Genomic DNA, 24,503 nt, shown 5'->3' on the forward strand with positions numbered 1-24,503 from the left:
AAATATACAAAATATTTAAGCCAAATGCAAGCTTTTTACCAAAAAATTTGCATTTATGCCTAAAAAGTGATAGTAAAACCACAACCTTCACTACATTTATCTTATTGATTATAAATTAGTTACATCAAAAAGTGATACTTTTCAAATTTATGTACCCATTGAGAACAAAATTGCCTATTTGATAAAGTTACTTGTTCTAGTAGAAATTAGCATGGAACCTATCAAACGTGAATTGGTGCTCGTGGTGGAGTATCTTTATTCATCTGGGCAGGGGGCGAAGGGGAGTTCTAGCTCTATCCATTGGGGACCTTTTTGTGGTGTTGAAGTGACCAGATTGGACACACCCAAGCCTAACAAACGGATGGGATGCGAGTGAAACTCTACTCCTTGCATCAGTTGTTTGGCCAATGGCAGAATATCATCTTTTGTGCAAAGAACATGATCCACAGTCATGCTGCGGGTGATTTGTTTAAAATCCAGAAACTTGACTTTCAATGTTAGCGTACGGCCCTCAAAATCGTTTTTCTCGATACGGCGCACCAGTTCCAGAACCGTGTGATATAGGTGGATGGTAACAGCTGCATTCTCACTGATATCCGCCTCAAAAGTCTGTTCGCAGCTCACGCTTTTCCGCTCCCACTCGCTGATGACAGGACGGTTATCAATGCCTCGCGCAAAATCGTAAAACACCTGTCCCATCTTGCCAAAGTCCTGAGTCAATCGTGATAGCGACGTGTTCCTCAGATCCTGGCCCGTAAAAATGCCCATACGATGCATCTTTTCAGCAGTCTTCTGCCCTACTCCCCAAATCTTCTCCACCTTCAGCTGGGCAATAAAGTCGAGTGCTCTGTCAGGGTGAATCACCGTTAGTCCATCGGGCTTGCGCCAGTCAGAGGCAATCTTAGCCAGGAACTTACAGTAGCTCACACCTGCCGATGCCGTCAGTCCGGTAGTCTCACGTATGCGCTGCTTTATTTCGCGTGCAATATCCACACCCAGCTCTATTCCCCGCTTATTCTCCGTTACATCCAGAAAAGCCTCGTCCAGCGATATCGGCTCAATCAGGTCGGTATAATCGTGAAATATCTCGTGTAGCTGCATCGACACCTCTTTATAACGCTGATAATGCGGCTCAACGATGATTAGTTGCGTACACAGACGCTTAGCCAACTGTATAGATTGCGCCGAATGCACCCCGAACCGTCGGGCCTCATAGCTGGCCGTCGACACCACGCCACGTTCCACGTCGTGCCCCACCGCTATCGCCTTGCCCTTCAGTTCCGGATTATCGCGCTGCTCTACAGCCGCGAAAAACTGGTCCATATCCACATGAATAATCTTCATTCCTACTCAGTTACCGTTGAATCTGTATCAACATTCTTAATCAGCTCGCTCACCATGCTACCTACGGCAAACACGATTACAAACATAATAAATGCACCTTCCATAACAATAATCATTTTTTAGTTCGACAATTAAGTTATCGGGTGCAAAATAAACCGGAGGGTGTCCCAGAACGCAGGACACCCCTCCGAATTTTAATACCTTTTAAGCGTTCTAGCTACAATTTCACACATTTTTACACGAATTTCCTGTGGTTCCAGCACTTCTATGCCGTCGCCGTGACGCAACAGCTCACCCAAAAAGTCGGATGTTGGTCGGATATCGAATGCAAAATCCGTATAATCGGGTGTCGAATCCAGCTCACGCTGCGAGTGGTGCAGGGGCAACGTGCGCAGATAGTTAGGCATCCACTTATGGGCACGCACCACCACGTGCGCCATCGGCGTATTATCCGTCAGCACACCATAGTATTCAGCAAAATACGCCTGCGACGAGAAATTGGCGGGCATCTCAAAGGTCTCGTCAGTTATTTCCATCATCGTCATACGGTCCAGGGCGTATATACGCATCTGCTCCTCATCGTTAAGTGCCAACAAGTACCAGCGCTGGTGAAACAACTTCAAGGCATAGGGACAAACCAGCTTCTCGTACCCCTCAGCCTCAAACTTCTTATAGCCCATACGCAGGCGACGATTCGTGTGGATGGCTTGGATAATCACGTCGAGATATTCCTCGCCAGCAGGTGCATTTTCAAGCACCAATCTATCCTTCACAGCAGCACTATCAGCCAGCACGCCATGCACTGCGAGCGTAGAGAATATCCAACGCTCTATACTGTCATCGTTGAGCGCCTCGTTATTGCTGATATAATATTTATAGGTACGTGGCTCGCATTCTATCACAATGCCAAAAATATTCAGGATGGCATCGCGATGGCGGTTGAACGACGAACGCTGCAACGGATTTCCATCTATTACGCCATCATTCATCCACTTCTGGTTCAGTTCCTCCAGGGTCAATTTGCGACAGGCCCTAAGCGTATTAATAATCCAGATGTACTGGTGAAATATCTGAGCTTGTTTCATGCCTGCAAAAATACAAATTCTTTTCGAAATAAAAGCATAATCAAGATGTATTTACACATTATAAAATAAAAGGTACATATTAACAAAAGCTATCTATCAGATAAACAATGGCGCAGCAGATGGCGGCTACGGGGAAGAGGCCTAGGCGGCGCCAGGCGGCGATGATGCCGATGATGAGGGCGATGGTGCCTGAGAGGGGTGTGAGGGTGGTTTGGATGATGCTGGGGAAGGTCATCACAGCGAGGGTTACGTAGGGTACGTAATACAGGAAACTGCGCACAAAACGGTTGCTTATCTGTCCCTTAATAAGCAGCATGGGCACCACACGGATCAGGTTGGTGGTGATGATGCCCAACAGTATGCAGATGATGATGCTACGGTTATCCATGGGCCTCGACAGATTTAATGGGTTTTAACCAGGCTGCAACAGCCGAGATAAGGATGGTGAGCACGATGGTACGGGTGCCACTACTCCAACCACTCACTACAGGAGCTACAGCGCAGAGACCACTGAGCACAAAACTGGCCACCACTGCATACAGCACATTACGATCGGAGCGCGCAGGGGGCATGATAATGGCCAGGAACATGCCGTAGAGAGCCACACTGAGGGCAGCTACGATGTTAGCAGGCAGCATGCCACCAGCCACAATGCCAGCCGCACAGCCCGACGCCCAGAACAGCGTAGAGATAAGGGCTGCGGAATAGGTGTAAGCGGGTGGGCAGTAAGGTTGACGGGCGATGGAGATGCCGAAAATCTCGTCGGTTACGCAGCTGGCCATCAGCACACGATGCAGCCACGAGGTGCCAGGGGCGATTTTCTGTGAGAGTGCGGCACTCATCAACATATATCGCAGATTAACCACCAAACACATGGCTACAATCTCAGCATAGGCGGCCTGGGCAGCCACCAACGTATAAACACCATACTCGCCAGCAGAGGCACGGGTAAAGAAACTACTAACAAAGCCGATAACAGCCGACAAGCCTGCCTGCTTGGCAATGATGCCCAGCGAGAAAGCAACGGCAAAATAGCCTAAGGCTATGGGGATGCCGTCGCGAAAGCCTTGCATGATTTCTTTACGACGCATAACAGTTTCGGGGTGCAAAAATACGCTTTTAGATTTAAACCACCAAACAAAATGATGATAATAGTGCGCCAAAAGCCAAATTTTTAGTAACTTTGCACCCAAAATTTGAGCATATGAAAGTTAAGATTGAAACTACATTGGGCGATATCATCGTTCGCCTGTACGACGAGACTCCTATCCACCGCGACAACTTTGTAAAACTGGTAAAAGAGGGGTATTATGATGGCACCTTGTTCCATCGTGTGATTAAGGACTTTATGATTCAGGGCGGCGATCCCAACTCGAAGGGTGCGCCTGCCGGCAAGATGCTGGGCGTGGGCGGTCCTGACTACACACTGGAGGCAGAGATTAAGGACAACCTGTACCACAAGCGTGGCGCGCTGGCTGCAGCACGACAGGGCGACGAGGTTAACCCCGAGCGCCGTAGCAGCGGCTCGCAGTTCTACATTGTATGGGGACAGGTGTATAAGGAGAATCAGCTGAACCAGCTGGGTAAGCAGATACGTATGCAGAAGGTGCAGGATGCGTTTAACGACCTGGCCAAAGCCCGTCGCGAAGAAATTATGCAGATGCGCCGCGAGCGCAACCGTGCAGGATTGCAGGAGCTGCAGGACCAGCTGATAGCCGAAGCTGAGAACAAGGTTGGCAAGCAGGGACTGACCGACGAGCAGATGCAGCTGTACTCTACCGTAGGCGGCACACCCCATCTTGACGGACAGTACACCGTGTTTGGCGAGGTTGAGGAAGGATTAAACGTGGTAGAGCAGATTCAGAACACAGCTACAGGCCGTGCCGATCGTCCTACCAACGATATCGACATGCGCATGACCATCATTGATTAATGATGACATGACATAAAATAAGGAGGGCCTGACGTAAGAATCAGGCCCTCCGACATTTTTGACTAAAACTTTAACCAACTAAATCCTATCACAAACCAATTGTATTAAAACTAATAGTACAAAAACGTTTTGAATTTTACTCATATCGTCTAGAGTTGTTGTTATCATTTAACTACCAGGAATAAGTTCAACCTTGGTAATGGTGAAGCCTACACCCTGGAAACGCAAACCGATAGATTTCAGTTCGTCGACAGCCGAAGCTGGAACAGGAGCCTCAAAATAGTCGTCGGTATCAACCTTATTGCTCTGGATATCAGTCCAGTCGCTCCAATCATCGTGCTTATAGATGGGGTTATAATCGCCAGTTTTATCCTTGATGTAAACACGAATAATATCGTCCTCTTGCACATCGGCAAACTGATCGGCGCCAATTACAAAGCTTACGCTCCAGCCATCGAATACGGTTTCGGTATCCCAGATAGTTGCGGTTGTACGTGCTCCACCACCGCCACCAGTAGGACGAGCATACATGGTAAGTTCGACCTTGGTAATAGTGAATCCTACACCCTGGAATCGCAGTCCCTTAGTCTGCAACTCATCGATAATAGCTGCAGATACAGTAGACTCGAAGTAGCCATCGCCATCAACCTTGATGCTCTGCAGCTCAGTCCAGTCGCTCCAGTCATCATGCTTGAAGATTGGGTTGTAGTCGCCGCCCTTATCCTTAATATAAACGCGGATGAGGTCGCCCTCCTGGAGATCGGCAAACTGCTCAGGACCAATAAGGAAGCTTACACTCCAGCCATCGAATACTGTCTCGGTATCCCAGATAGTAGAAACGATATCGGCAACGCCTCCACCAGGAATCCACACATTCTGAATCAGGGTAACCTTGGTGATTGTGAATCCTACACCCTGGAATCGCAGACCCTTAGTCTGCAGCTCGTCGATAATAGCAGCAGTAACAGTCGACTCGAAGTAGCCATCGCCCTCAACCTTAATGCTCTGCAATTCATTCCAATCGCTCCAGTCATCGTGCTTGAAGATTGGGTTGTAGTCGCCGCCCTTATCCTTAATATAAACGCGGATGATATCACCCTCCTGAACATTGGCGAACTGCTCTGGACCGATAAGGAAGCTTACGCTCCAGCCATCGAATACAGTCTCGGTATCCCAGATTGTGTTCTCCTGAGTCTCCCAATGGCCACCACCGGTATTTGGCTCATAAGCAAACTCTGGCATGGTAAAGCTCTGTCCGTCGTAGGTATAAACTTTACCAGCGAAAGTGCCCTTATAGATGTTTTTAAGCGGCACGCGGAACGCCAGGTTATCAGTACCTTTGCGATAAAAGTCGTTATGGTCGATGAACTGTGTGTTGCCGTCGGCATCCAGCAGTTCGAGACCATTAATAAACTCAAGATCGGTACCAAATATGGTAATCAGTTCGCCGCCTTCGGCCTTCTCACCTTCCTGCTTTGAATAGCCAGAAATCTTGGTATGGCCAAGCGTAAGTGGCAGAGTGGATTCGGCCTCATCGTCGGCTGTACGTACCTTTATCGTACCACCATCCGAAGCGATACCAGCAGGCGCATTAACACGAATCATCTCGTTACTTACAATCTCAAAATCGGTTACTTTGGTGCCGCCAGGGAATTCAATCTCCTTTACCCCATCGAAACCAGAACCATTGATGGTCATCGGTTGGTTAGCAACTACCTTCGTAGGGAAGAAGGTTTTAATGCCCAAGCCCAAGTTAGCCGAACCATTATCGTCGTCTTCAGAGCAAGCTGCGAATGTGGCACCCATGAGAACCACCGCCAGCAGCGCGCCTAAATATTTGAATAAATGTTTCATAATTCTTTTATTTTCAAATTCTTCAAAACTTTGATTCATTACCATCCAGGATTCTGAGTAAGATTAGGATTCTTTTTCAGTTCCGACTGTGGAATAGGATAGAAATTAAACTTCTCGTCCCACTGGCGATTAACAACAGAACGCGAAAGCTGCAGATTGCTGCTGATGCTGGCCACTTGGATGTTTTTGAAGTACTGAGCACCCTTTTTCCAACGGCGCACATCCCAGAAGCGATGGTTCTCGAATGCCAATTCAACCAGGCGCTCGCGCTCGTAGCGTACCACCCATGCATCGCCATCTTCCTTGAATTTTGGCATACCGATGTCGGCACGTGTACGCAACACGTTGACAGCATCATTGGCTGTCATGCCAAAGGTATCATCGTTGGCGCTACCTGTTGCATTAAACGCAGCTTCGGCAAAATCGAGATAGAACTCGCCCAAACGGAACACAATCCAAGTATGGCGGGTACGTGTCTGGTTGTCGGCTGTGGTAACACACGAACCATCAACAAACTTCCGCAGATAGTAGCTAGTTGGGGTTGCACCATACTTAGGTGCTGCATTAAATCCGCCACTGAAGGTTTCGATAGTCTTCTTCTGCGCACCGTTAGTGGGCCACTGGTCGCCATTCTTTACTACGGTAAGTGCAAAGCGTGGATCAAGGCCATCGTATGGATCAACCGTATTCAAGTCGATAGAGCCTGGATAGCGATCGCCAAAGGTCTGACCGTTGCTCTGATACTCATACTGATCGATCAGACTCTGACTTGGACAGTTGCCCGAAGCACCATTTTCGATACCAACAGGATAATTGGCCATCTCGAAGGCGTTGCTCTCGCCGCGACCTACACCAAAGATGATTTCGGTATTGAAGAAGGCATCCTGCCCCCACAAAGCACCATACTTACTCAGGTTCAGGCCCCATGCCGACGCATTGTCGATAATGTACTTGCTGGCCTGGGCAGCTTTGGTCCATTTGGTCTTATCACCCGTTGGATTGTGCAGAGGCGAGGCGGCATAAAGTAGTGTGCGGGCCTTGAGAGCAAATGCAGCCACACGTGTGGCACGTCCAATCTCGGAAGCAACCTCGGTTAAGTACGAAACAGGCAGATAAGGTGCCACAGCATCGCATTCATCAACGATAAACTTCACAATCTGGTCGGCAGGCGTACGCTTAATGTTGTTGGCCTGTGCATTTGTGAGCGTAGTGGTTACCAGGGGCACATCGCCATAAGCTTTAAACAGTTCGAAGTAGAAGTAAGCTCTCAGGAATCGCAACTCATAGGGGAACAACTCCATCTGGGCTATCCAACTTTGATAGTCGTTGTTATACTGCCAATCGGAAATATCGGTTTTATCTATCTTTTCCAGATAGGTATTGATTTCGGCAATAGCAGTATAAGCCTTGGTCCAAGTATTCGAATATGGATTGGCCGGGCTCCAACCACCGTTAACATAGTTATTTACAGCACCTGTTTCGAGAGCATACTGGGCCTCATCGGTGGCACTGGCAAGGAAATAGGCACTGTTTGATTCGAACTCATTATTATATATCTGAGCATAAACATCCCAAACCATGCCCTTGATACCTTGCGCAAAATAATTGTAGGTCCACTCCTCGTCGCGTCCGGTCTCCTCGGTATAATCCAAATTGGCACACGAAATACCGAGCACACAAAGCAGACTGAGGACACAGAGCTTACCAAAATATTGTTTTATCTTCATTGTCTTCATATTCTTAAATGCTTAATTATCAATTAGAATGTAACGTTAAGACCAATATTAACACTCTTCATCACAGGATAACCTGTATTGAGGTTCTCGGCATCCATAGCGTCGATATTGTCGAACGACAACAAGTTCTGACCCTGAACGAAAATACGTGCACCTGTAATCTTGAGTGGCTCGATTACCTTGGCCGGCAATTTGTAGTAGAGTTCGCAGTCGCGCATCTTAAGCCAGCTTACGTTACGATACCAAATGGTAGAGTTCTGGGCATTGTTGGCCACATTCTCGGTTGACAAACGCGGATAGAGTGCATTAGCACCAGCTACGTCGTAACAGTTATCGTAATACTCCTTAGAGATGTTACGAAGTGTGGGGTTATCGGCAGTTGCAGAAAGAACACCCCAAACACCATCTACATAAAGCAGATTTTTTACCTGATGGGCAGCACCCTGGAAGGTGGCATTGATACCAAAGCCCTTATACTCAGCACCCAGACTGAATGCATAGTTAAGTGCTGGGAAAGCATTGCCGTAATCCTGAGCCACAAAGTCGTTCTCGTTAATCACGTCGTCGCCATTCACATCCTTATACTTGATGTCGCCCACTTTAACCTGTCCGAACTGCTGAACTGGGCTAGCATCGATCTCGGCCTGATTCTGGAAGAAACCGATAGCAACCAATCCACGCTCATCGTCGGCAGGGCCCTTCACTCTCGAGAGGTTTGGATAAGCCGGTGTCTCAATCCACTCCAGCACCTCACTCTTTACGGTTGAGAACGATGCGCCGGCATTCAGGTTCAAACCATTGCTAAAGGTCTTGGCATAACGCAATCCAAGCTCTATGCCATAGCTAGCAATACGCCCCTTATCATCGTACGACGACTGAATACCAACAACATCCGAATTAAGAGAAGCAGCGCTAACCAGGATGTTACGACGCTGCTGATAGAAAGCATCGAATGTTACATCGAGTTGGTTAAACAGGCGCAAGTCGGCACCGATATTTGCCTTGTAAGCAGTTTCCTGAGTAAAGTCGCTGGTTGGGAAACGTGTCTGGAACGAACCGGCCGAACTTGTAAAGTTGGTGCCGTACCAGTAGTTACCATGCGACCATCCCCACTGCTCAAGCCACAGGCCAGCTGCAGGCACATAGTCGGTGTGCTGAATACCACCTGAGAGACGAACCTTACCAAAGTTAAGGAAGCTGCTCTCCTGATTGTTGGCAAAGATATAACCCAAACCTAATGTTGGCGAGAATGCCCACTTGGCAGGATAGCTGCGGTTTGAACCGTTAGCTGCAAGTACTACGTCGGCCATGAAGCGGTTAGCATGATCGTAGTGCATGGCCAACTGCCAGTTGGCGCGATACCAGGTGTTGTTTCGGTTATCACGAATCTCGCTCTTCATATTATAGTTAGCATTGGCAACGATATTATCACCATTGTTAAGCTGTGTAGCATACTTGAATCCTGCGTTAAAGGTTGCAATACGCCACTGCGAGTCAACCCAGTTGTTAAACTGCAGTTTATCCTCGATAGTACCCATCACATGCTCGCTGCCATCAGCCTCGTGCCAGCCGTACTGATAACCCTTCGTACGATTCTCGATCGTGTTAGAAGAGTTGTCGTACGAGGCACCAACATAGAACTTCAGCCCCTTAGTAATAAAGTCGAGATCCTGCTCAAGGGTCATGTTTGCCCAAATCTGGCGCTGGTGCGTTTTCATAAATCCAGCTCCCTGCGACTTGGCCAGCAGGTTATAATCACCAAAGGTCTGGCTTCCACCCCACACACCACTCTGGGTACGGATGGGGAATGCCAGTGCAGGCACCTTATACAAGTGCCACCAGGCATCGCTAGAGTTGAGGTTTGGCACACCATTAGTCTCCATCAGGATACCCAACAGGTTGGCACTTACGCGGGTGGTTGCGCTGACCTCGAAATCAACATTTGCACGGATATTAGCCTTTGAATACTTGAGCTGTGAATTAAAATCGCCCTGATTGGGATTCTTATAGAGTCCGCGAGCATCGGTATAATCAAGATGGGCATAATACTGCACCTTCTCTGTACCACCGAAGAACGACAGATATGCGTTCGACTCATGAGCCGTTTTCTTGAACGTCTCATCCTTCCAATTCACATTAGGATAAATCAGCGGACTACTACCATCCTGGAACTTCTGCAGTTCAGAATCCGAATAAGCGGGTGACAAACCATCGTTGGCACGAGCCGTATTCAAGGCACGACCATAATTGTAGGCATCGAGCATATCGGCCGACTGAGGGTCGAACTGGATTTTGTGCGAAACACCTGCTTTAAAATGGTATTTTCCGTCCTTATTACCATGTTTGGTTTTTACATAAAGCACACCATTAATAGCCTCGTGACCATAAAGCGCTACAGCTGCGGCATCCTTCAGCACCGTTACACTCTCAACCTCCTCAACTGTCAAGCGGTCGATAGGACGCTCAACACCGTCAACAAGTATCAAGATGTCTCTTTCGCCTGTGGTTTGGACGCCACGGATATTGAATGTGGCACCACGGCCTTCTTCGCCTTTAAAACCAGTGTTCTGATAAGCATTCAATCCGAGAATCTTACCATACAAGGCATCTGCTAAGCTGATGGCTGATGTACGGCGCAATTCTTCAGCGGTAATAGTGGTGACTGCAGCGGTAGTAAGAAGCTCTGACTGCTGAACACCATAGCCTAAATCTACCTTTTGCGAAGCCTTATCACTAAGCTTCAACTGGGCATTCATCGCCATAGGAACGCTGCAGAGCCCCGCCAAGGTATATATAAATATATTCTTAATTTTCATAATCTTCAAATTTTCATTTTTCAATTCTTCAATTTTTCGATACTTAAAGAATTACCAACCAGGATTCTGAGTAAGTCCATATCCCTTTTGAATCTCACGGCGAGATACAGGATCAAGATACCACTTGTTGGTCCAATAACCAGGATCCCACCAGCGGCGATGGCCTATTGCAATTTCGGGCTTCTCGTATTCGAACTTAGGCCATGGGGTAGATTTATCCCACTTGGTGTCGGTTTCCATACGGTTACCATTTGAGTCGAGGCGATAGATACGAATCTCATGAAGCGGCTTGGTAAACAGGTCCTGACGCATGCGGCGAACCATATCGTACAAACGGTCGCCACACTCGGCACCAATCTCACAGTTGCGCTCACGCAAGATCTCATTAATCAGGTTTTCCTTATTGCTGGTAAGATTCAGTTCTGGATTCATGGTCTCCAGACGGCCCAGTCCTACGCGACTGCGAACCACATGGATATCATCCAAAGCGCCTTTCAGGTCACCAGTCTCAGCCTTAGCCTCGGCACGGATAAGATACATCTCGGCCATACGAATATAAGATACACCAATGTACTCATCATTCATCTTGTTCTGATCATAGTCGAGCATCCACTTAAACTTACCATAACCCGACTTGAAGTCGTCGCTATTGGTACGGTCCACATAGTTACCGTCGCCAGTATTAAATCTGTTGGCACCTTCCCAACAGTCGATATAGTCGTCGTTATGATAGCCACCAACAACAGCAGCTGGGAACGACTGGCGTGGTACTGTTACCGTTTCATACAAGCGAGGATCGCGCTCGGCAAAGATATCGATACCAGTAGGATTCTTACCGGCACCATAAATATCGGTATATGGGAAAACGCGACCATCGGCCATTCCGAAGCACTCTACCAACTCGGTGGTTGGTACAGCACCACCCTGACGATAGCAGTCCATAGCAAATCCTGGCCATCCCCAACCCCAGCGATTATCGCGAGAGCCATCAGGCAGAACGGCATCTGTAAGATACTGTGAAGGATGAACATCGAAGATTTTTTCGTGACGTGTAGAATTATTACGATAGCGGTATGCCTGACGATAAGCCATACGGTAACCGCCTTCATCCTGTGTTGCAGGCTGTATCAGCTGGTAATAATCGCCATTAGCGGCATTATCGGCAAAGAACTCTTCACAAGCCGACAAACAGCGGCTCCATAGTGTAGGATCTTTCTTGCCAAACCATACATGCAGCTCACTCTCCAAACCTGTAGGAGTTTTGCTATATGTCATATAAGGCTGATCGTTGTTAAACAAAGGTGATGCAGCAAACATCCATACCTTGGCACGAAGTGCACGGGCTGCAGCACGTGTTAAGCGACCAGACCACTGACCTATATCTGCATCGGGAATACTCCAGATATAACCAGGCTCCTTGATGGCGCAATCAATCAGCGAGTCGATAAACTCAACAGTCTGAAAAGCTGTAGAGCGACCCTCGGTAAACTCTTCGCCAACAGGATAAGCCTTCTTTATCAGGCACAGACCACCAAAATTACGGAAAGCGTCGAAGTAGCGGCTGGCCATAATGGTATAAGCCTCGCCACGTAAACGACTCTTCTCGGCATCGGCCATATCGGGCACTCGCTCGATATTCTCAATCAGCTGCCAGCACTTACGTACGGTTTCGTAAATGGATATACGACCACCTGCATCCGATGTAAGACCACCCTCGAATGTAGAATACGAGAACTTACCCTGATAGTTACCATCCTCGGTATCCTGAGCATCCTCGGTCAGTCCACCTGGATAATAACTCTGAATAGGTCCACCCCATCCGCAATAGCAATGATACGAGTCAGAAAGCACGTCGATAGGCGCACCATTCATCATATTTCCTGAGGTGTAGGTACAATACAGTTGTCCGTAGGCACTCCACAGGAAGTTGCGGGTATATTCAGCCTTCGAGAATACCGTATCGATATTTACATCTACACCTGGCGCTTTCTCCAGAAAAGCATTACCCACATTGATATCATCGACACAGGCCGAGAAGATACCAGTGGATATCCCCAGAGCCATCATGTAATTAAATATCTTTTTCATAATCTTCAATATTACAATTCATTAGAAGTTAACTTGTACACCAAAGTTATACACACGCGTCATAGGATAGCGTACACCATAATCAAGACCTGAACCAGGAGCCTCAGGGTCGTTACCCTTAAAGTCGGCAAATGTCAGCAGGTTCTGGCCCGATGCATAGAATCTTACGTAGTTAAGCAGTGGTAAGAACTTGGGCTTATTGATAGTATAACCAATCTCCACGTTCTTCAGGCGTACATACTTAGAGTCAACAACCCATGCACGCGAATTACGGGTGTTATGCACACGGTTGGTCATTGAGATACGTGGCAGGATGGCATCAGGATTATCCTCGGTCCAAGAATTGTCGGCTACCCACTGTGCTAAAGCAGAGGTGTTGGTTGAGCCGAACTGCGGACGGAAGTAGCCATCGAGTGTGCGACTTACATGGTCGGCACCTACCCACAGCATCGAGAAGTCGAGTCCCTTCCAGTTCAGACTCGCATTTACACTCCATGTAATCTCAGGGTTATCAGTATAGCCCAGAGGCTTCTGATCGTTCTGGTCAATCACACCGTCGTCGTTCAGGTCAACGTAAACGGCATCACCATATTTCAGTTCAATCATCTGGTCAGGCATATCTACGCCATAGGCCTCCTTATAACGGGCCTCGGTTCCTGGCTGATAGAACTCAAACAGATCGTAACCGAAGCGCTGTCCCACTGGCAGACCGATTCTGCTCAGATAGTCGTACATGGGTGGAACCTCGTACATATCAATTACCTTATTCTTTACGTAGGCAAAGCTTGGCGAAATCTGATAGCGCACATCACCAATATTATCGGCCCATTTCAGTGTAATCTCATAACCATGATTCTTTACACGACCATGGTTAACATAGCTGGCTACAAGACTTGTAATAGCAGGCAGTGTGCTGGCATTACTCTCAAGGATGTCCTTACGGTCCTCCCAGAAGAAGTCGAGATTCAAACTCAGGCGGTCGTTAATGAATGCAGCATCCAAACCAAGGTTTATCTTAGTAGCAGTCTCCCATGTTACGTTGGGGTTACCAGCAGTTAACTCATATACACCCTTAAGCCATGTATTACCAGTTTGGCCAAAGTTTGCGCCACGCAAACGTGTATTACCAGTCATAGAGCCCTGATAGAACGTCCATGCACCTGGCAGATACAGGAAACGGTGACCATTGGTATTGTCGTTACCAACCTTACCCCACGAACCACGCAGTTTAAGGTAGCCAAAATATTTCTTCAGAGGTTCCCAGAATTTCTCGCTTGAAGGAATCCATCCTAACGAGAACGATGGGAATGTACCATAGCGTTTGCCCTCGGCAAAGTTCTCCGATCCGTTGTAACCGATATTAAAGTCGATCATATAACGAGTATCGTAATCGTAGGTTACACGTCCAACCAGTCCCACATAACCCTTTGGAATCGACTGGTAAATGCTACCATCAGAGTCCCAAGGATAGTAAGTTTTGCTCTGGTTGTAAAGCAACAATGCACCTACGTTGTGTTTACCAAACTTACGAGCGTAGTTTAAGCTGGCCTCGGCATACCAGTTACGGCTACCCCATTTTGCCTCGCTATAAGGTAATGGCCAAGTAATATTCTCCTTGCGCAGCACCTCCTGGCCGTCAACAATCGTAGCCACATAAGTTACACCTGTACCATATCCGTTCTGGCGGTTCTTACGCGCAGTATATTCTGTATTATATGAACCCTTAATCTTAAAGTCGAGACCTGGGGTGATAAAGCTCATGTCGAGCTTGTACTGCAAGTCGAGGTTAAGCACATTTGTACTTTCGTTCTGATAACCCAGATCATAGTAGTTCGACAGGGCATCACGATCGTACGGACCAACAAAGTTCTCATCAGCTACAATATGGCGCCCCTGGTCGTCAACACCAATACCAGCATAAGGTGTGGCACCCTGCAGGTAGCGGAATAAGAAACCTTCGCCCTGTCCCATCGTAGTACGGTTCTGAACGCGACCACCCAATGTAAGAGCCAACTGACTGTACTTTGATACGTTGATATCAAGATTTGCACGATAGTTAAAGCGATTGTACTTAAAGGTCTCGTCCTTATTATTAGAGAAGGTCTTGAACAGCGAGTTCTGGTTCAGGAAACCAGTTGATACAAAGTATCTTACCTTTTCAGTACCACCATTCACGTTCACGTTTACCTGCTCCTGCCAAGCAGCATCGTTCATAATATAACCAATCCAGTCGGTGCTTGGGAAGGTAACAGGCATGTCGCCTGTACGGAAATGCTCCATCACATCCTGACTGAAACGGATACCAGCATCGGCATAAGGTGTGTAATCCTTAATATTGGCAGTGCCAGGCCACTGACTCATAGGCAGGGCATCGGTAATAGCCATATAGTTCCACATCTTACCATAGGTATAAGAATCAGCAAAATCTACGAATTTGGCAATCTGCTGTACGGCAGCACTAGCAGATACCGAAACCGAAGCCTTACCTGCAGTACCACGCTTGGTAGTAACCAGGATAACACCATTAGCACCACGTACACCAAATACGGCTGTGGCCGAAGCATCCTTCAGAATTGAGATGTCCTGAATCTCATTTGGGTCGAGTTGACCGAACGAACGCTCTACACCATCCACCAGCACCAGTGGCTCAGCACTGTTCAGCGAACCCGTACCACGCACACGAATCACGGGTTCATCGGCACCAGGCATACCTGATGGCTGAACAACCGAGATACCTGGCAGCTTACCCTGTAGGGCGTTACCCACGTTGGCAACCGGCGACTTAAGCAGTTCATCTCCTCCTACAGCTGATACAGATCCGGTAATAGTTACCTTCTTCTGCTGTCCGTAGGCAATAACTACCACTTCCTCAAGGGTCTTGGTGTCGGGTTGCATTACTACGTTCATGTGGCCAACCCTTGCCTTATGGCTCTGGGTAAGATAGCCCACATACGAAAACTCGAGTGTTGCTCCCTGACTAACAGATGGAATACGGAAGTTACCATCAAAATCGGTGATGGCACCTGTTCCCTTGCCTTGAACAATAATAGAAACACCAATGAGCGGTTCTCCCGTCTCATCCTTTACTGTTCCTTCCACCGTCAGACTTTGGGCAAACACCTTAGCAGGCATAAGGCACAATAGTGCCAAGATACCTAATAGATAACATTTACTTTTCTTCATCTGGTTATTAGTTAAAAGAAAAAAATTAATTTGTTAGTTAAATATATGATTCATACAGTTTACAGTGTTGCAAAGATAAGTAATATGTGCTACCGAATTATTTGTTTATGTATCCGATACTATCTCATTTGTATCTTGGATACATTTGGGGCGTCATCAGATACATTTGGGATAAAAATAGTTAAAAAAACCTATCGCACATCGATAAACTAGATTATTATTATTGCATATCGAACTATTTTTAATACTTTTGCATCTACTAAACAAAATGAATATTACTTATGTTCCGATCCATAATCCTGACAATAAGCATGTTGTTTGCGTGGCAAACGGCTCAGGCAAGAGAATGGCTGTTCAATACGGTTGACGTAAAAAGCGGACTGGCAGATAACTATGTACGCGACATAACAACCGACAGCGAAGGCTATATGTGGCTATCAACCATTAACGGTTTGAGCCGCTACGATGGCTACCGATTCATGAATTTCCAACCACAGAAGTGGGGAGCCTGGTCGGGCGATGTGGATATGGTGCGCGAAACTGCCGACAGCACCCTGTGGATGATTGCCTCAGGAATGATTTTCATCTTCGAACGCAACGAGCTGGCATGGCGAAACAACGGACTTAGCCAACTGCAACGTATGGGCATTGAGGGCGAGAAAATCAGATTATTCTATGTGGACGACGAACGTAACCTATGGGTGGTATCCGAACGCGGACTATACCATTACAACTACGGCAACGAGCGGTTAAGCCATATCGACTGCCGACGTATGTCGCCCATATTACACATCGCATCAAAAAACGGGGCAACACTCGTGGTTACCACCGACTATAAAATATATAAGGTAAGCGGCGATTATAACCGGCTTATCTATCTTACCCAGCACCCTCGCTATGCTGTTGACAGCCGCGACAGCCGCGCCATGATGGACAGTCGCATGAATCTGTGGATATATCACGGGCACGAACCCATAGGCTCGCTGTGGCGCTATTCGTTGGATAGTGGCCAGTGGCAGCAGTCACAGTTTCTGCTAAACCTGGGCAGCGGCGTTACTGTAAACGCCATAGCTGAGGACCGCGAGGGCCGCTTGTGGGTAGGCACCGGCAATCACGGTGTATATGTAATGGCTGGTCATGGGCAAGTTATACGCGTAAGTGCGTTCCGCCCCACCAGCAGCCACATTACCTGCCTTTACGTCGACCCCAACAACACTATTTGGGCCGGTTCGGCCAAACTTGGTGCTGCATATGCCGATTTAAACAGTCCGGAGTTTATCCACATATCTACCGACAACCACGAGGATGTTAGTGCCCTGATGGAGGATGCCCAAGGACAATTGTGGATAGGTTTTGATGGCGGCGGTATTATGAGGGGTAACACCAGTTACACGGCCAAGCAAGGCCTACTACCATCCGATAACGTTACAGCCCTTATCAGCAATGCGCAAGGCAACATTTTGGCAGGCACGTATGGTGGTGGCATTTCGCAGTTTAACGGACAGCGTTTTGTACGTCTGTTTCCCGAATACGATCGTCTGCGCTATGTAAAGGCCATTGCCACCGATCGTCATGGCGCACTTTGGGTAGCTACAGTAGATCAGGGCGTGGTACGTATTACAGCCGATAAAAAGATTACCAACTACACAGCTGGCAACTCGACATTACGTTCCGATGGCATACTGTGCCTTACCTACGACACCAAAACCGATCGCTTATACATAGGCACATCGGTAGGTCTTGCAGCCTACGATTGCCAGCACAACTCGTTTGTTAACGACCGTTTGCTCGACAGTCTGCAGCATGTTAATGCCACCACGCTCTTGGTTGATAACAACGGAAGGCTGTGGATAGGCAGCCGCGATGGTTTGTGGATAAAAGACAAGAAGCTTACGCATATCACCTCAGAACAAGGCTTAACCAACAATGTAGTGCGTGCACTGGCTACTACAGGTGGCACAATCTGGGCCAGTACCGACAACGGACTTACATCCATCAGCACCATCAACGGCGAGTATAAGTGCCGTCCATACTTCGATTCGGATGGTTTGCACAATATTATCTTCTCAAATAATGCAGCTCTTACTACCAAAGGTGGCAACGTACTGTTAGGTAGTCTTACTGGCTACATCAACATTCCAGCCAATTCAAACCAGATGTTTAGCCACAATTCCTATTCGCCGCCCCTACCCCATGTCATGTTTACTGAGTTCCGTATTAACGGCAATCCTGTGGTAAAATCGCCCCACAACCTTACCATCGACTATGGCGAGCGTCTAGGTGTATCCATATCAATGATGGTGCCCGTACTTAGCCATAAGGCACGCTATCTGTACCGCTTTAAGGGCGACAAGGAGTGGATGCGTGCGCCCAGTAACATGCTGTATTTTGCATCACTCATACCTGGCACCCATGTGCTACAGGTAAAAGCCGAACTGCCTGGCATGGCTGTTACCGAGGTGAGCGAACTAACCTTTAAGGTTCTACCACCCATTTGGCTATCACAACCACTCATACTGTGCTATCTGCTATTCTTGATAGTTGCCATCTATCTGGCATGGCGCGCCATGCGTCGTCGCCAAAAGCGCGAACTGGCCATAAAACAGATGGAACTGAATCACAAGAAGTACGAGATGGAGGAACAGAAAATCAGCTTCTTTACCAACATCAGCCACGATATTAAAACGCCACTCACCATGGTAATGGCACCACTCGAGAAGATTCGCGATGCCAGTCTGCCTGCTGCTGTACGAACAGAAATTGATGTGGCGTGGCAAAATGCCCACCAGCTCTACGATTTAGTACTCGAACTACTCGACTTCCGCCGCCTCGACGAGGGCAAGGAAAAACTGAAGCTGAGTCATGGCGAACTGGTAAACTTTGTGCGCCAAACCGTTCATGGTTTCGACTACTATGCCGCCCGCAAGCAAATAAAAATAGAGTTACAACTGCCCGAAGACCCCATCGAGATGGCATTCGACGAGAATAAGATGCGCCGCATTATCACCAACCTGCTGTCGAATGCCTGCAAGTATAATGTCGAGGACGGCAGCATTGTTATCAGTATGACTCGAAACGGCAGTCAGATTACGCTTAATGTGGCCGATACTGGCATTGGTATCAAGAATAAACGCAGCATTTTCAACCGATTTGTACAGGAAACGCACGGACAAGAGCAAGAGGGCAGCGGGTTGGGACTGCACATTGTACGCCTGTATGTAGAGATGATGGGCGGCAGCATCCAGGTGACCGACAACAAACCTGTAGGCACCATATTTACCATCAAACTGCCATACACCGAGCCCACAGCTGCAAGTTCCAGCCAGAACGAGGATTTTCCTGCTTTGTCTACCATCCCCACCCCACAAACAGTAAGCGATTCACCCAAACAACTCACCATTCTGGTAGTTGAGGACAATTCGGATGCGCGCCTGTTTCTACAGCGCAGTTTGAGCGACGAGTACCAAGTGCTTTTAGCAGCCAACGGCAAGGAGGCATTAGAACAGCTGGCCAAGAACGATAGTGTTAGCATGATTATAAGCGATGTGATGATGCCTGTAATGGATGGTATGGAACTGGTACAACACATACGCAAAAACATCCGTTATTCGCACATACCCGTTATCCTGCTCACAGCCAAGAGCAGCGAGGAGGATATCGTAGCAGGACTGCAGGAAGGCGTGGCCGACTATCTTACCAAGCCTTTCAGTCTTAATGTGCTAAAGTTACGTATCAGCAAGATTCTGGAGTGGACACAACATGTACACCAGCAGGTGGCTACGGGTATCGACATCACCCCAAGCGAGATTACCGTCAGCTCGCTCGACGAAGAGCTTATCAGTCATGTTTTGACAGAGGTAGAGGCCAACATCAGCAATCCGGCCTACTCGGTAGTACAGCTTAGTAGCAATCTGGGCATGACACGCGGCACACTCTACAAAAAACTAATGGCCATCGTGGGCAAGTCGCCAATAGAGTTTATCCGAACCATCCGCATCAAGCGTGGCAAGAGCCTCCTGGACCAGGGGCGCACCAATATTTCTGAGGTGGCCAACATGGTGGGACTCTCGCCAAAGATGTTTGCTCAATACTTCCGTGATACCTACGGCACCTCGCCCAGCGATTATCTGAAACACCAATAGGTGCTGATTAATCTTTGAGCGAATAGGTAATGGTGGTTACCACGCGCAGTTTCTTGATGTAAGGTGTGTTTTGATCGCGATCCTCGATCTCGAACTGGCCCTGACCGGCTGTCTGAATCTGTCCCAGCTCGCTATTGCTGGCCTCAGCAAACTGCACGGCGGTTTTCTGAGCATTCTTAATAGCTTCGGCCATCATCTCAGGCTTCATCTGCTGGAACGAGGCATACTCGTACTGCGGATTGCTGTTCTCGATAGCCACACCCTGCTTCAGTAGTTCGGCCTGCTTAAAGATGGCCTTATTAACCTCGGTTACCTTGTTGGTGGCCACAGTAATAGTGGTATTAACAATGTAGCGGAAGTTCTTCTGGTTGTCGCCCCACTCGCGTGCCTCCAAGTCGCTGATGGTAGGCGGATTCACCGTTATCTCCTTCTCTTCGAGTCCGTTCTGGGTCAGGAACTTCTTAATCTTGTTGGTTTGCAGGTTAATGTTCTCGTACAGCAGGGGCAGGTCGTTACCAGTAACCTTGGTGCCAATGCTCCATGTAACCTTATCGGCAGGCACCTCGCGCTCGGCCAGGCCCTTAACCGTTACCTTACGATCCTTGTTGGCAAAGTTATCAATACCAGCCTTGATAAACACACCCAAAAGCACGATGCCTATAGCTATCAGTGCCGATGCAATCAGTCGATTCTCTTTCATACGCTTTAATGTTTTGATTGATTCAACGGTGCAAAGATGCGAAAATTTTCGATACGACGGATAGGAAAATCCCTATTTCTTTGAGGAATTTACGAAAAAGTTGTACCTTTGTGGCCAGAAACTTGAAACTTTAACGCAGGATGAAGAATCTGTTGACACGAAAATACCCCTTTGGGCAAAGCAAACACTGGTTGAGAGACAGTGTGATATACGGTGTGATTATCTGGGCCATACTCTACTTACTGCAACCATTCGGATTCAGTCAGTATCAGGGCAACAAATGCCTGGTGGCAGCCGCTTTCGGCTTGGTAACGATGGTGTGCTACATAGTGTACGGCTACACGGTGATGCAAAACTTACCCAAACTGGTTAATACCCTGCGCGTATGGCACGATGCTGCAGCGGTGTTAGGACTGATACTGTTTATTGCCATCGGCAATTTCATGCTGTTGGTACTGATGTTCAGCGTGCCCTTCAGTGCGGGCGTGTTCCTTCAGTTCCTGTGGTGGACATTGATTATAGGCGCCGCCATCACAGCCATATCGGTAGGCATAGAGTACAACCGCTATCTGAAGCACCAGATGGAAGCACTGCTAAGTAATACCACCGAGGAACAGCGCGACATTACTATCACGATACACGACCAGAACGTGCGTGGCAACGATCTGGAGCTGCCCATTAATAACCTATTATATATTGAGGCGCAGAAAAACAATATTGCCGTGTGTTACCTGCGCGACAACAAGCCAACCACCGTTGAACTGCACACCACCCTATCGGCAGCCATCGACGAGTTGCGACAGTACGAGAATATCTTTCAGTGCCACCGATCGTTTGTGGTAAACGTGAATAATATCACCCAGGCCAAGGGCAACAGCAACGGTTACCAGTTGCGCCTTACAAACAGCTATACCACCATACCTGTATCGCGCCAATACGTACCCCGGCTGAAGGATTTTATTGCTTAGTCATTCGTCCTCAAAACGCGTCATTCGTCAGCGCAGCTAGCTTTCCGTCAGTAGTTTTAGCTGATGGTCAGCAAAATTTGGAACTATGAAAAACGTGCCGTACATTTGCGGCATGAAACAGAAGTTTGCACATATCATCATCGGTTTGCTCTGGGCCTGCAACCTGGCCGCACAAACCACCGTAACGGGAACAGTTACTGACGGACGCGCCCCCCTGCCCGCCGCCAATGTATTTATTGTAGGTACGATAGACGGATGTCTGACCGATACCTTAGGTCGATTCAGTTTTAAGACCACCCAGACGGGCGACGTAACACTGAAGGTGACCTATATGGGTTACGACGACTACACCCGCACCGCCCCTGTAAGCACACTGAAGGATATAAATGTACGCCTGCAGGAACGTGCCACAGCCATCAGCGAGGTGGTGGTAACAGCCAGCACCTACAGCTTTGGCAAGAGCGACGGTTTTAAAACGATGGACGCGCTGGATGTGGTGATGAGTGGCAACTCATGTGGCGACGTGGTAGCCGCCCTGCAGTCGCTGCCCGGCACCCAGAAGGTGGGCGAAGACGGCAAGCTGTACGTACGTGGTGGCGAAAGCGACGAGTGCCAGACATTTGTTAACGGCATGCACGTGCTGGTGCCCTACAGCACCAATACCGAGAATACCGCCGTGCGTGGCCGCTTTTCACCATTTCTGTTTAAGGGCATCAATTTTACTTTAGGTGGCTACAACGGCGAGTACGGACAGGCGCTGAGTGCCGTGCTGCCAATGGAGACTACCGATATGGCTACCAGCGATAAGTTGGGTGTAAGTGCCTCGCTGGTAGATTGGAATATAGGCGGTACCAAAACCTTTACCAACAGCGCCCTATCGTTTAACGCCACTTATACCAGCATGGCCCTGTACGACCGATTGTTTACCCAGCGCCAGGATTTTACCCGACCTTATCGCAAGCTTTCGGGCGAAGCGCAATATAAAAAGGAATATACACGTGGCGGCGTGCTGAAATCGTACGTGGGTTACGACCTGACTTCGGTAGGATTGCACGAGGACGATCGCCATCTGAGTCTGAAGGAGCATAACATCTATGCCAACCTGACTTACAAGGCACCTATCGCTCGCGGCACCACGCTGTTTGCAGGCATAGCCAACTCGAGTGTTTGGAACCATATCGACGATGCCGTAAGCGCTGGTGACCACTACCGCAACCATCGCAACGAGGTACACCTGAAAGCCGAACTGCGCAAGGTGGTAAACGACCGCTTGAAGCTGTCGACAGGTATTGAAGACTACCTGCGCCACAGCACGCTGGACTTCATGCCTTATCAGTACACCCTTGATTACAACATATTTGGTGCCCATGCCGATGCCCAGTTGCGTGTGATGCCAAAGGTATTTGTAAACCTCTCGGCCCGTGCCGAACTGATGCGCACCCGTTGGCAGCTGATGCCACGCGCCACGCTAAGCTATATACCCAACAAGCAGTGGCAGGTATCGCTGGTGGCAGGCCGATACAGTCAGACACCTAACGACGACCAGCTGGCCCAGAGCGATTACACCTTAGGGCAGAGCACAGCCGACCACCTGATACTGAGCATGCAGTACAAAGGCACATCGAGCCTGCTGCGTATCGAGCCTTATTACAAGCGTTATCGCCATCTGCCTTTATGGCAGCAGAACCAGTGGCAGGCCGAGGGTTACGGCACCAGCAAGGGTGTAGATATCTATGTAGAAGATCACTCCATCTCGCCACGCCTGACTACCACCCTGGCCTACTCGCTGAACGATTCGGAGCGCTTGTATCAGGATTATACCGAACTGTGCACACCCAGCTTTGCCTCGCGACACAACCTACGCCTGTCAGCAAAATACAGCATTGGCAAATGTATCTTAGGTGTGGCCGAGAGCTATGCCACAGGGCGCCATTTTGCCCAGGGCACCACCCCGCATTACAACAGCGTAGATGTAAACCTGACGTATCTGCTCAGTCCCAAGGTGATTATCTACACCTCGCTGAACAACGTGTTGGGCCGCACCAACATTCATCGTTACGATGCCCAGGGAAGGGGCATCATCTCCAATCGCGACAGATTTTTTTATATAACAGTTTTAGTTTCACTTAAAAACAATAAAGCTTATGATGTATCAAATTTCTAAGCACGTAGTTGCTACAGTAGTGTTAGTTTTTGCAAGCGTGATGAACCTGAATGCCCAACAGGCACAGCAGCCATCGGCCGATGAGATGCTGAACCAGATTGGCATGCTGAAGCGCCTGGAGGCCATGCAGCCCGACAGCGTGGCACCTAAGTACAAGTTGGCTTTGGCCAGTTTGAATTTCGCCATCACCAACCCGCATGCAGCCCAGACAGAGCCGATGCTGGCACAGGCCGAACAGACCATCGAGCAGATGGCACAGATGGAAGGTACTGACCAGTCGGATCTATGTACCCTGCGTGGTTTCCTGTACATGACGCGTATTGTGCAGAACCCATCCCAAAACGGACAGAAGTACTATCTGGATGTGCTGCAGAACTTTGAGAAAGCACTCAAATTAAATCCCCACAACCTACTGGCCGCACAGTTACAAGCCAAGTTTGTTGAGGGGATGAAACAAGCCACCGCGCAATAAACAGCGCAGCCGCATAGA

Annotated in this window: 15 protein-coding genes; 5 read left to right on the forward strand and 10 right to left on the reverse strand. The window is 48.4% G+C overall.

The window, feature by feature from the left end; all coding sequences use genetic code 11:
* Nucleotides 1-255: 255 nt before the first annotated feature.
* The 4 genes from dinB to BLU97_RS11220 all read right to left on the reverse strand — a co-directional run bounded on the left by dinB (nt 256) and on the right by BLU97_RS11220 (nt 3,520).
* Nucleotides 256-1,344 (reverse strand): DNA polymerase IV, encoded by a 1,089-nt coding sequence (gene dinB, locus BLU97_RS11205; RefSeq protein WP_074761648.1) that lies wholly within the window; start codon nt 1,342-1,344, stop codon nt 256-258.
* Nucleotides 1,345-1,538: 194 nt separating this feature from the next.
* The gene (locus BLU97_RS11210; protein ID WP_074761649.1) at nt 1,539-2,429 is read right to left on the reverse strand and encodes a helix-turn-helix transcriptional regulator; all 891 of its coding nucleotides are present in this window, start codon (nt 2,427-2,429) and stop codon (nt 1,539-1,541) included.
* A gap of 79 nt (nt 2,430-2,508) precedes the next feature.
* Complete coding sequence (locus BLU97_RS11215; protein ID WP_074761650.1) at nt 2,509-2,817, reverse strand: AzlD domain-containing protein; 309 nt, start codon at nt 2,815-2,817, stop codon at nt 2,509-2,511.
* On the reverse strand, nt 2,810-3,520 hold the full coding sequence (locus BLU97_RS11220) for an AzlC family ABC transporter permease (protein WP_074761651.1): 711 nt from the start codon (nt 3,518-3,520) through the stop codon (nt 2,810-2,812). The genes BLU97_RS11215 and BLU97_RS11220 overlap by 8 nt, the downstream gene beginning before the upstream one ends.
* Nucleotides 3,521-3,633: 113 nt before the next feature.
* Here BLU97_RS11220 and BLU97_RS11225 point away from each other — a divergent pair, with 113 nt between their 5' ends.
* Complete coding sequence (locus tag BLU97_RS11225; protein ID WP_074761652.1) at nt 3,634-4,362, forward strand: peptidylprolyl isomerase; 729 nt, start codon at nt 3,634-3,636, stop codon at nt 4,360-4,362.
* A 168-nt stretch (nt 4,363-4,530) separates the two neighbouring features.
* Here BLU97_RS11225 and BLU97_RS11230 read toward each other — a convergent pair whose 3' ends face one another.
* From BLU97_RS11230 to BLU97_RS11250, 5 genes are read right to left on the reverse strand one after another with little or no spacing between them, the layout of a single operon-like run.
* A complete protein-coding gene (locus BLU97_RS11230) occupies nt 4,531-6,216 on the reverse strand; it encodes a hypothetical protein (RefSeq protein ID WP_074761653.1) in 1,686 nt (561 codons plus the stop codon).
* Nucleotides 6,217-6,254: 38 nt separating this feature from the next.
* A complete protein-coding gene (locus tag BLU97_RS11235; RefSeq protein WP_254771715.1) occupies nt 6,255-7,952 on the reverse strand; it encodes a RagB/SusD family nutrient uptake outer membrane protein in 1,698 nt (565 codons plus the stop codon).
* 23 nt (nt 7,953-7,975) lie between these two features.
* Nucleotides 7,976-10,768, reverse strand: a complete 2,793-nt coding sequence (locus BLU97_RS11240; RefSeq protein ID WP_074761655.1) for a SusC/RagA family TonB-linked outer membrane protein — start codon at nt 10,766-10,768, stop codon at nt 7,976-7,978.
* Between the two features lie 51 nt (nt 10,769-10,819).
* Entirely contained in the window at nt 10,820-12,856 is a 2,037-nt protein-coding gene (locus tag BLU97_RS11245; RefSeq protein ID WP_139209013.1) for a RagB/SusD family nutrient uptake outer membrane protein, read from the reverse strand.
* A gap of 21 nt (nt 12,857-12,877) precedes the next feature.
* A complete protein-coding gene (locus BLU97_RS11250) occupies nt 12,878-16,039 on the reverse strand; it encodes a SusC/RagA family TonB-linked outer membrane protein (protein ID WP_074761657.1) in 3,162 nt (1,053 codons plus the stop codon).
* Nucleotides 16,040-16,320: 281 nt separating this feature from the next.
* On the opposite strand from BLU97_RS11250, the gene BLU97_RS11255 reads away from it, so the two are divergent.
* Nucleotides 16,321-20,181: a two-component regulator propeller domain-containing protein gene (locus BLU97_RS11255; protein WP_074761658.1), complete on the forward strand. Its 3,861-nt coding sequence runs from the start codon at nt 16,321-16,323 to the stop codon at nt 20,179-20,181.
* Between the two features lie 7 nt (nt 20,182-20,188).
* Here BLU97_RS11255 and BLU97_RS11260 read toward each other — a convergent pair whose 3' ends face one another.
* The gene (locus BLU97_RS11260; protein WP_013064955.1) at nt 20,189-20,881 is read right to left on the reverse strand and encodes an SIMPL domain-containing protein; all 693 of its coding nucleotides are present in this window, start codon (nt 20,879-20,881) and stop codon (nt 20,189-20,191) included.
* Between the two features lie 140 nt (nt 20,882-21,021).
* On the opposite strand from BLU97_RS11260, the gene BLU97_RS11265 reads away from it, so the two are divergent.
* From BLU97_RS11265 to BLU97_RS11275, 3 genes are all read left to right on the forward strand, one after another.
* On the forward strand, nt 21,022-21,849 hold the full coding sequence (locus tag BLU97_RS11265; RefSeq protein ID WP_074761659.1) for a LytTR family DNA-binding domain-containing protein: 828 nt from the start codon (nt 21,022-21,024) through the stop codon (nt 21,847-21,849).
* Between the two features lie 112 nt (nt 21,850-21,961).
* Nucleotides 21,962-24,013, forward strand: coding sequence for a TonB-dependent receptor (locus BLU97_RS11270; RefSeq protein WP_074761660.1), 2,052 nt, complete (start codon nt 21,962-21,964; stop codon nt 24,011-24,013).
* Nucleotides 23,994-24,485, forward strand: coding sequence for a hypothetical protein (locus BLU97_RS11275; protein ID WP_139209014.1), 492 nt, complete (start codon nt 23,994-23,996; stop codon nt 24,483-24,485). The genes BLU97_RS11270 and BLU97_RS11275 overlap by 20 nt, the downstream gene beginning before the upstream one ends.
* Nucleotides 24,486-24,503 lie beyond the last annotated feature (18 nt).

Source organism: Xylanibacter ruminicola (assembly GCF_900107775.1).
In the GTDB taxonomy this organism is placed as follows: Bacteria; Bacteroidota; Bacteroidia; order Bacteroidales; family Bacteroidaceae; genus Prevotella; species Prevotella ruminicola_C.